This window comes from Kitasatospora sp. NPDC097691 (assembly GCF_040302665.1).
Lineage (GTDB): Bacteria > Actinomycetota > Actinomycetes > Streptomycetales > Streptomycetaceae > Kitasatospora.
Window position 1 is genome coordinate 1 of sequence record NZ_JBEORY010000104.1, and the last position, 11941, is coordinate 11941.

The window sequence follows — 11941 nt, forward strand, 5'->3', positions numbered from 1 at the left end:
TCGTCGTCCCGCACACCCGCACCATGGCCGACCTGTTCGAACTGCTCGACGTCATCGTCGCCGACGACCCGGACACCCGCGGCGACCTGTGGCGCTCCCAGCCCTGGGTGCCGATCCCCGCCGCCTCCGAGGTCCGCCCGGCCTCGTACCCGGCCCTCGCGCCCGCCGACACGGCCGCGGCACGCGCCGCACTCGCCGGAAAGCGCGTCGGCGTCCCCCGGATGTACATCAACGCCGACCCCGACGCCGGCACCAACCCCGACGGCGGCATCGGCGGCCAGACCGGGCAGCCGATCGACACCCGCCCTTCCGTGATCGACCTGTGGCAGGCCGCCCGCCATGACCTGGAGGCCGCCGGGGCCGAGGTGGTCGAGGTCGACTTCCCCGTCGTGACCAACTACGAGTCCGACCGCCCCGGCGCGCCCTCCCTCCTCACCCGGGGCCTCGTCAGCCGGGACTTCCTCACCGTCGAGATCGAGGACCTGTCCGCCTGGGCCTGGGACGACTTCCTGCGCGCCAACGGCGACCCACGGCTCGGCACCCTGACCGAGGTCGACGGCGAGCGCGTCTTCCCCAAGCACGAAGGTGAACTCCCGGACCGCTACGCCGGCTTCGACGACACGATCGGCGAATACCCGCGCTTCGTGCGCGAGCGCCCGTACGCGTCCTTCACCGACATGCCGCACCTGGAGCAGGGGCTGCGCGGGCTGGAGGAGACCCGCCGCGTCGACCTGGAGTCGTGGATGGACGAACTCGGCCTGGACGCCGTGGTCTTCCCCACGGCCGCCGACGTCGCCCCGGCCGACATGGACGTCAACGAGGCCTCCGCCGACCTCGGCTGGCGCAACGGCGTCTGGGTCGCCAACGGCAACCTGGTGCCCCGTCACCTCGGCATCCCGACCGTGACCGTGCCCATGGGCACCATGACCGACACCGGCATGCCCGTCGGCCTGACCTTCGCCGGACGCGCCTACGACGACAACGCCCTGCTGACCCTCGGCGCGGCCTTCGAGGCGACGGGCAGCCGACGGACCGCGCCGCCGCGCACCCCGCCGCTGTCGGCGCAGTGACCTGACGGCGTCTCGCCACGTCGGACAGGCAGACCACCGTCCGAGGTGAGCCTCAGACACGTGCGGAAACTGCTACGGCCCCGCCGGGGAGTGCCGGCGGGGCCGACCATGCCGCCGTGGGCGGCGCCGTGCGCAAGGGCAGGGCAGCCCACAGAGCTTCTTGAACATATTATGCAACTGCTATTGCATAGCAAGAAGGAGCTTCGAGAGATGACCGGATCACCGGTGGTGCTGGGAATCGAGTCGTCCTGCGACGAGACCGGCGCCGGTCTGGTGCGCGACGGCGTGCTGCTGGGGCACGCGGTGGCGTCGTCCATGGACGAGCACGCGCGGTTCGGCGGCGTGGTGCCCGAGATCGCCGCCCGCGCACACGTCCACGCGATGGCTCCCGTCGTCCGGGAGGCCCTGGACCGGGCCGGGCTCGCCCTGGCCGACGTCGGCGCCGTCGCCGTGACCACCGGCCCCGGCCTGTCCGGGGCCCTGCAGGTCGGCCTCGCCGCCGCCAAGGGCTACGCCTTCTCCCTCGGCGTCCCCCTCTACGGCGTCCACCACCTCGCCGGGCACGTCGCCGCCGCCGCCCTCGACGGCGGGCCGCTGCCCGACCCGTGCATCGTGCTGATCGTCTCCGGTGGGCACACCTCCCTGCTGCTGGTGCGCGACCTCGCCCGCGACCCGATCGTCCACCTCGGCGACACCCTGGACGACGCGGCCGGCGAGTGCTTCGACAAGGTCGCCCGGATCCTGCACCTGCCCTACCCCGGCGGCCCCGCGATCGACCGCGCCGCCCGCGACGGCGACCCGAAGGCCGTCCGCCTCCCCCGCCCACTGAGCGGACCGCACGACCCCCCGTACGCGTTCTCCTTCTCCGGACTCAAGACGGCCGCCGCCCGCTGGGTCGAAGCCCAGCGCGCCGTCGGCACCGAACCGCACGTCCCGGACGCCTGCGCCGCCCTCCAGGAGGCCATCGCCGACACTCTCACCCGCAAGGCCGTCCGGGCCTGCACCGACCACGGCATCGACACCCTCGTCGTGGTCGGCGGCGTCGCCGCCAACTCCCGCATCCGCGCCCTCACCGAGCAGCGCTGCGCGGCCGCCGGCATCACCCTGCGCGTCCCCGCCCTGCGGCTGTGCACCGACAACGGCGCCATGGTCGCCGCCATCGGCGACCTCCTGGTGCGCTCCGGCGCCCGACCCGCCCCGATGGACCTCTCCATCGACCCCTCCGCACCCCTGGAGTACGCGGCCCTCACCCCGCTCGCCACGACTCGCGCCGCGTGACGGCCGTCGAGGTCCGGAGCATCGACCCCGCATCGGACGCGTCCGCGCCGTGTGCTCGTCATGCTCGGACCCCGACACCCGGCCCGGGCGCCGCCACGGCGCCTCGCGGAGGCGTTCCACCCGACACCAAAGCGCGAGGACCCGCAAGGTGCGAAACGCCGGCCCGGTGCCCGAGCCGCCGCCCGACTCGGGCGGGGCCGTCGAATGACAGTACGTTCGACGAGCTCCAGCCGCCCGGAACGCCTGGAGGCTAGTGGTCGTCCTGCTTGACATCCCGCTTCAGCCACGGAGCGAAGATCGACGTGGCGACGAACGTTCCCACCGCGCTCAGGATCGTCACCACGACGGGGAGCGTGGGTGCATGCAGGACCACGTAGAGCGGCGAACCGGGGATGACGAGCCCCCACACCGCGAAGGAGAAACATCCCATGCAGGCTTCCGCGACCGGTGGCTCGGACTTCCGGGTCCTGTCCTTGGGACTGCGGGGGGCGGCCTGCGCGGCTCCGGGTTCGACAAGCGGCGGAAGGTCCCGAAGTGCCGCTCCACTCAAGGGATCCTCCGCGCCGGATTCCTCCGCCGCGGGCGCATCCGTGAAGGCATAGGTGGCGACGAATGCCAGGGCGGTACCCAGGATGCAACCGCCGTAGAGGACCCAGCGGAGCGGAAGATAGGTCGCCAGCGGGTCGTCCTTCAACACGCCGGTCAGCACGCCCAGTACGGTCGTGTAGAGCGCGATCACCTCGGTCGGAACCGCCTCGACCAGGGTGTCCGCGCCGTTGCTCTCGCCGGTGCTGGCCGGCGCGCCGTTCCCCGCGGTGGACGCCGCCCAGGTACGGGCCGTGGGTGGTCGGACCGCGGCGGCGGGCGTGCGCCGGCGGCGGGCCGTGACGGCGAGTGACCTGATGCTCATGGCTCACACCTGACCATCCTCAGAAGGTCACTTCGCTCGCGAGGCCGCTGCCCAGCAGGGAGGCCAGGTCCTGGATGTACTGGTGGTCGAAGAAGTGCGGCGACGTTCCCGAGCCTCCGACGAAGTGGCCGAGCACGGAGCCCGCCCAGAGGCCGGAGGTGACCATGGCCATACTGCCGGAGTCGCCGCGCCGGAGTCGGCCCGACGGCGCGAACTGCCACACGTTCCACCACTGACGTCGGGCGTCGCCGAGCGTCACCAGAGCGGCGGTGACCGTTCCGGACTGTCTGCCCGACGGGCCACCGTAGACGGTGACGTCCAACGTCTCGTACGGCGGTTGTGGAGGTGGCGTGGCGCCCCGGTGGGAAACGAGTGCCACCCGGTGCGGATCGTCGAGTGCGACAACCGCGTAGTCGTAGCCTCCCTTGGCGCCCGCGTTCACGGGATCCTGCCAGTCGACGACCGTACCGGTCACCCAGGTCGGAACTCCGCCAGCCGTGGCGTACACGTCGACCTGTACCTCGCCGGGGACCAGATGACCGGCGGTGATGAAGGCCTGCTTACCGGCAATCTGGAGGGTCAGACCCACGGTCGCGCTGCCCGCAGGGCTGCGGGCGACCACCTCGCCAGTCGGAAGGACCCTGCCGGCGGCCGTCGGCCGGCCGGACAGGTCGATCAGGGTGTCCGGCGGCACCTCCCAGGAGCGCAGCAGTCCTCCGACCCGAGTGTCCGACCAGCCGCTGTCCCTCAGCGTGGCCAGGGGATAGCGCCCGACCGGAAGCCCGACCCCGTCGGCCCGGGCGTCCTCGTAACTCGCCACCACCAGCGGGTACGTCCATCGACCGCGCCCGTCCGGTGCACTGCCCAGACCCCAAACCAGGGGCTGTGTTCCCTCCTCCAGGGACCCGAGGTAGTGCTGGTACAGGTCGAACAGTCGCTGGACGAATCCGAACAGTCGCTCGTTCTCCGGGTCGGTCCACCACACCGTGACCACCTCCCGCGTGCGGGGCGCAGGGCCGACGAAACAGTCGGCGGAACACAGGGCCAGAATGGCCCCGCCGGCTGCGGCGGGCGAGCCGGTGCTAACCCGTTCGAGTGGTCCTGTCGGACTCGGGGATGGGATCGCCCCTCCGGCGGCGCATCGATCGACACACCCGGCCTCGCGCCGGCGCGGGGCTGGTCGCACTCCGCCTCGCAGCCGTGTTCCCGCAACGCCGCAGCTGGCCGGGAAGTCGGAACTCAGCGGCGGGCAGCGGCGGCGATCATCGGCCGCAGGACCTCGGCGGCGGGGGTGTCTGCCAGGTAGGCGACCAGGCTCTCGCGGCGGCTGGGCGGGATCCCGCGGGTGAGGCCCGCGGCGAGCAGGGCGGCCACGTAGGCCTGCGCCGCGATCGGGTGCGGGAACCGTCGGCGCAGCTCGGCGCGCAGACGGGCGGCGTCGGCGTGCCGACGCTTGCGGTCGGCCCTGACGAGGTCGACGGCCAGCCGTACTGCGGGCAGCACCCTGGCCAGCCGGAACTGTTGCTCCGGGCCGATGGTACCCGTGCTGAGGAAGTGCGTCAGGTGTGGGCCGAAGCGCCCGGCCAGCTTGCGTAATTCCCTTGGGGCTGAGGGAAGTTCCGGATCGGGGTGGCCGGGACTGCACCAGTCCAGCCGGGCCGTGTCCAGCCAGAACCGCGGTGGGTCCTCGAACCACGCCCAGCGCACGACGGGGGCGAGTCCGGTCACCGGAAGTCCGCTGGTCCGGAAGCGGTGCGCGGGGCGGACGGTGAAGTCGGTGCCGTCGTCGCCGCGGAAGTCCAGGACGAGCTGCCAGGTGCAGCAGGAGCTGCGGATCCGCGCGGTGATGATGAAGCGTTGGGACTCGTCCGGGGCCAGCCGTACGTGGGTACGGTCGAGGAACGGACGGGCGCCGACCCGTTGGCGGGTGAACTCGTCCACCTCCCAGAGCGCCGGGCATTCCTGGTCGAGGTCGAGCTCCAGCTCCGGTACGCCGCTGACGCCTTGCGGCACCCGGGAGACCAGCGCTCCGGTGAGCGGTTCGACACGGTCGACGAGCTCGGCCCGCAGGCCGCGCAGGGTGAGGTGGGCATCCGAGCGGTTGGTCACCGTCACGGACAGTTCCGTGGTCGCGAAGTCCACGCCACCGTGGCCGCGTGCCCACTCGGCCACGTCCTCCTGGCCCGGGCTCTGCCCCGGCAACAGCACCGGGGGTTCGTCCAGCGCCGCACGCGAGGGAATCACCAGCCACTGGCCGGGCTCGAAGTACTCGACCAGGACGTCCACCGTTTCGGGGCCCGTCGGCCGCGTCGGCCGCGCCGCCGGGTGGACGTGCACACCGCCGTACACGCTTCCGGCCTGCAGCATCGGGCCGTTGACGGTTGCCCCACCGGTGAGACGGTTCTCCACCGAGGAAGTCGAGGGCGGGTCCGGGGGATCCTGCGGCATGACTCCATACTCGCAGGCACGGACGTGACGTGAAGAGCTTTTGCCCGAAGCTCCGACCCGGCCGGAGGAGCAGGAACGACCCTTCCTCCGCCGACAGTTGGAACGCGGGAGCCCGACACACCGCCGCGGTGCTTCGGCGTCAGCGGGGAGCCGCGCCGCAGGCACGGCCGCGCCGCGGGCTCATTCCACCAGGGCGGCGGCGATGCGGTGGATCGTCTCGCGGCGCTGCGCCCGGTCGGCGGGGTCCAGGACCGCCAGCACCTCGGGGTTGGACGCCGCCCACAGCATGGCGATGTGGACGAGCAGGGCGAACAGGACGCGGGGCTCGAACCGGGTCGAGACCAGGCCCTTGGCCTGCATCTCGGCGATGGCGGCACTCCGGTTGCGCACCTCGGTGATCCCGAGTTCGTCGAGCGCGTCGCCGTGCTCCAGCCGCTGCCAGGTGACGATCCGGGGGATGTCGGGGTATTCGGCGTAGAGGTCGCTCAGGCCGGCCGCGAACCCGGGCAGGTCGTTCACGTCGAGCGGCACGTTCACGACGATCTGCTCGACCAGTTCGTTCCAGACGGTGTCGAACAGCCCGGCCTTGTTCCCGAAGTAGTGGTAGATCTGCGCCTTGTTGCTCCGTGCGGCGGCGGCGATGCGGTCGACGCGGGCACCGTTCAGCCCGTGCGCGGCGAACTCGGCCCGGCCGGCCGCGATGAGTCTCCGCTTGGTGGCTTCGGCGTCGCGCTCCATCTGCCCCAGCTCCTAACTAACCGTTTACTTGACAGGGTCATCTCGGCACACTCTAATCAACTAACCGTCCGGTTGAATGGTGAATCCGGACGCGGGCGTGCACCTCGGGGCGGGGTCACGCATCTCGGGGCGGGGTCGCGCACCTCGGGGGCAGGGGAGGGAACCGGGCGTGGAACCGGGCATGGTGATGGTCGGTCGGGACGGCGAGCGGGCGAGGCTGTCCGCGTTCGTGCAGGCGTCCGACGGACAAGCCCTGCTGCTCAGGGGAGAGGCAGGCGTCGGCAAGAGCACCCTGCTCGACCTGGCAGCGCGAATCGCGGCCGGGGACGGCCACCTGGTGATCCGCGCCACCGGGGTCGAGGCGGAGACCGAACTGCCCTACGCCGGGCTGCACCAGCTCCTCTACCCGCTGCTCCCGGACGCCGGACAGCCCGGCCGGGAGCAGCTGAACGCCGCCGCCCGCACCGCGCTCGACGCCGTGTTCGACCGGACCGACGGCCCGCCGCCGTCCGTCATGGCCCTCGGCATCGCCGTCCTCAACCTGCTGTCCTCGACCGCCTCGAAGCGGCCCCTGCTGCTCGTCCTCGACGACGGCCAGTGGCTGGACGAGGCCAGCGCCGACGTCTGCGGGTTCGTCGGCCGTCGACTCGCCGGCAGCCCCGGGGTCAAGCTCCTGGTGGCCGTCCGCAGCGACATCGCCTCCCGGTTCGACACCGCGGCACTGCCGGAGGCACCGGTCGGCGCCCTCGCGGACGCGGACGCCACGTGCCTGCTGGACCGGCACCACCCGCAGCTCGGCAAGCAGCTGCGCGGCCTCGTGCTGGAGACGGCCCGCGGCAACCCGCTGGCGCTGCTGGAGCTGCCCGCCCACACCACCTCCCAGCTTGGCGACCGGGCGCCGGAGGACCTGCTCGGCCCGCACGCCGTGCCGCTGCCCCGGCGGATCCAGGAGGTCTACGCCACCCGCCTCGCCCGCCTCGGCGACACCGTCCGGGCGCAACTGCTGACCGGAGCCCTCGACGGTACGGCGGCCAGGCCGGGCGACGGCCCCGCCCCGACCCCGGGGTACCGCATGCGCGGCGTCGACGAGGCGGTCGGGTGCGGCCTGCTGGTCGTCGAGCCGACCACCGGCAACCTCGTCTTCCGGCACCCGCTCGTCCGGTCGGCCGTCGTCCAGCTGGCCGGCACGGACGAACGCCGCGCCGCCCACCGGGTGTTGGCGCACGTCCACCGGGAGAACCCGGAACGGCGCGCCACCCACCTCGCGGCCGCCACCGTCGACCCCGACGAGGAGGTGGCCGCCGCCCTCGAAGCCGCGGCCCGGTCGGCGACCCGGCGCGGCGGCGCGCGCATGGCCGTGTCCTGGCTGACCCGCGCCGCCGAGCTGAGCGAGAACCGGGCCGACCGCTCCAGGCGCCTCGGCGACGCCGCGTACGTCGCCGGGCAGGCGGACCGGCTCGGCCAGGCCCGCAGCCTCGCGCTCGCCGCCTCCACCCCCGGCACGGACGACAACCCCGCCGCGGTCCTCGCCGACGCCTACCTGGCGCTGTACCAGAACGGCGACGTGCGGGCCACACACCGTCAGGTCACGGCGGCGGTGGAGCGGCTGCGCGACGGCGGCGCGGGCCGGCACGACACAGGCCCGACCGCCTCCGCCGCTACCCACTCCGCCGCTACCCACTCCGCCCCCACCCGCTCCGCCCGACCCGACGCCGACCCGAACGGCGAGGTGCTCGACCGCCTGGTGAGCCTCCTGCTCGCCGTCAGCCAGTACGCCGGCAGCCGTACCGCCTGGCACCGCACGCACGAGGTTCTCACCTCCCTCGGCGACCTCGCCACCGAACGGGCGTGGCTGTACGCCGGCACCTGGAGCGACGTCGTCCGGCACGGCGCCGGCCTGGCCGAGGCGGTGGAACGGGCCGCGACGAACCTGGAGCACCAGGACCCGTGGGACGTCACGCGCCTGGCCGTGTCGGCCTACCACCTCGACGTCCTGAGCCCGCTACGCCCGTACCTGGAGCGCGTCGTGGACCGCGAACTGGACACCGGCGCCACGTCCAGCGGCATCGTCATGCTGCACCTGGTCATGCTCGACCAGACGGCGCTCGGCCAGTGGGACGCCGCCGAACGCACCGGACAGCGCGCCCTGGCCCTGGCGACCGAGACCGGCAACGAGCTGTTCGCGCACCAGACCCGGGCCTACCTGGCCCAGCTCGCGGCCGTACGGGGCCGGGCGCAGGAGGCCCGCGACCTGCAGGCCGCGGTCGACGCGTGGGCCCGCCCGCGCGGCGTCGGGTTCCTCACCCAGCTCGCGGACGCCATCGGCGCGACCACCGCGCTGAGCGCCGGCGACTACGAGACCGCGTTCCTCTACTCCATCGGCATCACCGCACCGGGAGCGCTCCGGCCCTACGCCCACCAGGCGTCGCGGACCCTCCTCGACCTCGTCGAAGCGGCCCTGCACACCGGGCGCGCCGAACTGGCCCGGGCCCACGCGCAGGCCGCGCGGGACGCCGGCCTGCCCGACGTCTCCCCGCGCCTGGCCCTGATCACCCACGGGGCCCTGGCGATGACGGCCGACGACGACGGGGAGGCCGCGGAGATGTACGCCCGCGCCCAGTCCCACCCGGCCGCCGAGCGGTTCCCGTTCGAGCTGGCCCGGATCCGGCTCGCACACGGGATCCGCGTGCGCCGCACCCAGGGCGGCGCGGCGGCCCGCACCTTCCTCGCCCCCGCCGCCGAGGCCCTCGACCGGCTGGGCGCCACCGCCTGGGCCGCACGGGCCCACGCCGAACTGCGGGCCACCGGGGTCACACCCCACACTGCGGCACCCACCGCGGTGCCGCTGACCTGGCAGGAGCGCCGGGTCGCCGACCTCGCCGCCGCCGGCCTGACGAACAAGGAGATCGGCGAGCAGATCCGCCTCTCCCCCCGCACGGTCAGCGCCCACCTCTACCGCGTCTTCCCCAAACTGGGCGTCACCACGCGCGCCGCCCTCCGCGACGCCCTGACCAGGATCGACCACCACTCCGCCGCACCCTGATCCCGGCCGTGGCCAAGCCGGACCGCGTCGAGCGGGACCTCACGCCCTCCTTCGGCCACCACCGACTCCCCGCCCTGCGCCCCGAGCATCCCTCGCTACCGGCCGGCGGACCCTGGCCCACGGCGCACGCGGGGGCGGGGCGAGCTTCCACGGGGCCCGAACACGCGGCCCTCACCGGTGCAAGGGGCGCGACGTCACTCGGGCAGTGCGGCGAGCCAGCCGGTCAGCAGCCGGTTGATCTCCGCCGGGCGCTCCTGCTGGATCCAGTGGCCGCAGCCGTCGAGCAGGTGCGAGGAGACCAGCCCCGGCAGGGTGGTGCCGAACGCGCTGATCGCGTCGGCCAACCACACGGTGGAGGCGTCCAGGCTGCCCCCGACGAACAGGGACGGCTGGGTGATCGGCGCACCGTCGTAGGCGGCGAGGTCCGCCCAGTCCCGGTCCATGTTGCGGTAGCGGTTCAGCGCGCCGCTCATGCCGGTTCGCTCGAACTCCCCCGCGAAGACGTCGAGGTCGTCCTCGCCGAGCCAGGCCGGCAGCCCGCCGGCCGGGAACCGCTCGCGCAGCGTCCCGCCCGTACTGACGAAGTGCGGGTCGGGTGCGCCGGGTTCGGGCATGGTGTCGGCGGACATCGCCGCGTAGAAGCCCGCGAGCCAGGCGCGCACGTCGGGTTCGATCTCGGCCTCGGCTCGTCCGGGCTCCTGGAAGTAGGAGACGTAGAACTCCTGGTCCCCGCCCATCTGTGCGAGGACCTCGCTGGGGCGTGGTCCGCCGCGCGGGGTGTAGGGGACGCTGAGAAGGCCCACCGCCCGGAACACGTCGGGCCGGAGCAGGGCCGAGTTCGCGGCGACGGCCGCGCCCCAGTCGTGGCCGACGATCACCGCGGACCGCTCTTCGAGGGCGTGCACCACCGCAGTGGTGTCCTCCACCAGGTCAAGCATGCGGTAGGCGTCCACGTGGTCGGGCCGGGACGAGCGGCCGTAGCCGCGGACGTCGACGGCGACCGCGCGGTACCCGGCGGCGGCCAGCGCCGGGAGCTGGTGGCGCCAGGAGTACCAGGACTCCGGGAAGCCGTGCACGAGCAGCACCAGGGGCCCGGTGCCCTGCTCGACCAGGTGGATCCGGCCGGCCGGGGAGGGGACCAGTCGGTGGGTGAGGTCAGTGGCTTTGAACGACATGGATCCTCCGGGTCTGCTGTGCTGTGAGTGGGCGGCAAGACTCGTGCCTTGCCTGACGACCGCCGGCGCGGTCCCTCGGTCGATCATGGGTCACAGTCGTGCGGCTGTAATGCTCTGTTGCTGTTTCGGCAAACCGCTGTCGGGCGACGGGGATGTCGTGCGAGCTGTGCTCGGCCACGACCAACTGCCGGTGGGGGCGGCGTCGACGAACTCCTGCTGGGCCTGGCGCCACAGTCGTGCGTCGTCGGCGGTGGAGAAGGGTGCGGTGTCGGACACGATCGCGGTCGCGGGGACGGCCGCAGGCCGGCTCAGCCGGTGGTGGGCGAGGTGCGCCGGGCCGTAGTCGTCGGCCTCGTCGAGGAGTTGACGGGTCGCCGGGGTCAGGGTCCGGCCCTTGAGCGCGACGATCTGCCGCCGGTTCGCCGCGACGATCTTGTCGGCCTCCGCGGTTGTGTAGAACGGCGGGAGGCTCGATCATTCCGAGCGGGGGCCGAGTCGGCGGTAGCCGGTCGGGGTCACCGCCCGGTAGCCGGTCGGGGTCACCGCCGCCGATCGCCGCAGCCATCCCCCGCGCCGACCAGGCTTCCCGGCACACCTGTGGTCAGGCTGTCGGACCATCAGATCCGCCCGGCAGGGCCGGACCACTGGACGTCGGCACGCACCGGGCGTGACCGTCTCGGCCCGCACCCGGCAGGCGGTCACTCGCCGTGGTTCCGCGGGGGCGGGAAGCGGAACATCTGCCGACGCAGCCGCCCCTCGGGCAGAACGGCCCGGCCGACCATGGTCAACCCGATTCCGAGCGAGGCGCCGGCGCCGAAGACGCAGACCGTGGAGAGCCATCCGATCCCGCGCTCGTCGGCGAAACCGCCCACGACGGCGGCGATGACGAAAAGGACGGCGCACGCCAGGCCGAACAGCCCGTACACCCACCGAGGGCGCATGGAAGTCCTCCGATCGTCCGCTCACCCGCAGTCTGCGGGCGGCCCGTGCCGATGCGCCTCGGCCTCGACGGCGCGTCGGCGTCCCACACTGTAGGTCAAGCCGGATCCCGATCACAGGGCGCGGGAACGAATCGGATGCCGGCCGCCCTCGCCTTCCCGGTCAGGCGAACTCGCGCAGGCGCGGCCGCACACCCAGTGCGGTCAGGGCCGGCGCCACCGCCAGGGCCGCCGCGCCGAGGCCGACGGTAGCGGCGTCGAAGTCGTCGTCGCCGACGGCGAGCCCGGTGGGTCAGGAGCGGGCGGCGGGCAGCTCGGCGCGGACCTCGAAGCCGCCGTCC

At 73.4% G+C, this 11941-nt stretch carries 9 protein-coding genes; 3 read left to right on the top strand and 6 right to left on the bottom strand.

What is annotated here, in order from left to right:
* Together ABTY56_RS38055 and tsaD are read left to right on the top strand one after the other, a co-directional pair.
* On the top strand, window positions 1-1070 hold a 1070-nt coding region (locus tag ABTY56_RS38055; RefSeq protein ID WP_350634276.1), incomplete at its 5' end, for an amidase.
* Window positions 1071-1280: 210 nt separating this feature from the next.
* Window positions 1281-2348 (top strand): tRNA (adenosine(37)-N6)-threonylcarbamoyltransferase complex transferase subunit TsaD, encoded by a 1068-nt coding sequence (gene tsaD / locus ABTY56_RS38060; RefSeq protein WP_350634277.1) that lies wholly within the window; start codon window positions 1281-1283, stop codon window positions 2346-2348.
* 250 nt (window positions 2349-2598) lie between these two features.
* Here the strand turns inward: tsaD and ABTY56_RS38065 are convergent, their stop codons facing one another.
* The 4 genes from ABTY56_RS38065 to ABTY56_RS38080 all read right to left on the bottom strand — a co-directional run bounded on the left by ABTY56_RS38065 (window position 2599) and on the right by ABTY56_RS38080 (window position 6444).
* Window positions 2599-3258 (bottom strand): hypothetical protein, encoded by a 660-nt coding sequence (locus tag ABTY56_RS38065; protein WP_350634278.1) that lies wholly within the window; start codon window positions 3256-3258, stop codon window positions 2599-2601.
* A gap of 19 nt (window positions 3259-3277) precedes the next feature.
* Window positions 3278-4243 (bottom strand): chymotrypsin family serine protease, encoded by a 966-nt coding sequence (locus tag ABTY56_RS38070; protein ID WP_350634279.1) that lies wholly within the window; start codon window positions 4241-4243, stop codon window positions 3278-3280.
* Window positions 4244-4497: 254 nt separating this feature from the next.
* On the bottom strand, window positions 4498-5706 hold the full coding sequence (locus tag ABTY56_RS38075; RefSeq protein WP_350634280.1) for a hypothetical protein: 1209 nt from the start codon (window positions 5704-5706) through the stop codon (window positions 4498-4500).
* 180 nt (window positions 5707-5886) lie between these two features.
* Complete coding sequence (locus tag ABTY56_RS38080) at window positions 5887-6444, bottom strand: TetR/AcrR family transcriptional regulator (RefSeq protein WP_350634281.1); 558 nt, start codon at window positions 6442-6444, stop codon at window positions 5887-5889.
* 187 nt (window positions 6445-6631) lie between these two features.
* On the opposite strand from ABTY56_RS38080, the gene ABTY56_RS38085 reads away from it, so the two are divergent.
* The gene (locus tag ABTY56_RS38085; protein WP_350634284.1) at window positions 6632-9487 is read left to right on the top strand and encodes a helix-turn-helix transcriptional regulator; all 2856 of its coding nucleotides are present in this window, start codon (window positions 6632-6634) and stop codon (window positions 9485-9487) included.
* 194 nt (window positions 9488-9681) lie between these two features.
* Here the strand turns inward: ABTY56_RS38085 and ABTY56_RS38090 are convergent, their stop codons facing one another.
* Window positions 9682-10662 (bottom strand): alpha/beta fold hydrolase, encoded by a 981-nt coding sequence (locus ABTY56_RS38090; protein WP_350634282.1) that lies wholly within the window; start codon window positions 10660-10662, stop codon window positions 9682-9684.
* Between the two features lie 698 nt (window positions 10663-11360).
* The gene (locus ABTY56_RS38095; protein ID WP_350634283.1) at window positions 11361-11603 is read right to left on the bottom strand and encodes a hypothetical protein; all 243 of its coding nucleotides are present in this window, start codon (window positions 11601-11603) and stop codon (window positions 11361-11363) included.
* Between the last annotated feature and the right edge of the window lie 338 nt (window positions 11604-11941).

Excerpts from the sequence above, each read along its gene's own strand:
- tsaD (WP_350634277.1), top strand. The coding sequence starts at position 1,281 with ATGACCGGATCACCGGTGGTGCTGGGAATCGAGTCGTCCTGCGACGAG.
- ABTY56_RS38065 (WP_350634278.1), bottom strand. The coding sequence starts at position 3,258 with ATGAGCATCAGGTCACTCGCCGTCACGGCCCGCCGCCGGCGCACGCCC.
- ABTY56_RS38075 (WP_350634280.1), bottom strand. The coding sequence starts at position 5,706 with ATGCCGCAGGATCCCCCGGACCCGCCCTCGACTTCCTCGGTGGAGAAC.
- ABTY56_RS38080 (WP_350634281.1), bottom strand. The coding sequence starts at position 6,444 with ATGGAGCGCGACGCCGAAGCCACCAAGCGGAGACTCATCGCGGCCGGC.
- ABTY56_RS38085 (WP_350634284.1), top strand. The coding sequence starts at position 6,632 with ATGGTCGGTCGGGACGGCGAGCGGGCGAGGCTGTCCGCGTTCGTGCAG.
- ABTY56_RS38090 (WP_350634282.1), bottom strand. The coding sequence starts at position 10,662 with ATGTCGTTCAAAGCCACTGACCTCACCCACCGACTGGTCCCCTCCCCG.
- ABTY56_RS38095 (WP_350634283.1), bottom strand. The coding sequence starts at position 11,603 with ATGCGCCCTCGGTGGGTGTACGGGCTGTTCGGCCTGGCGTGCGCCGTC.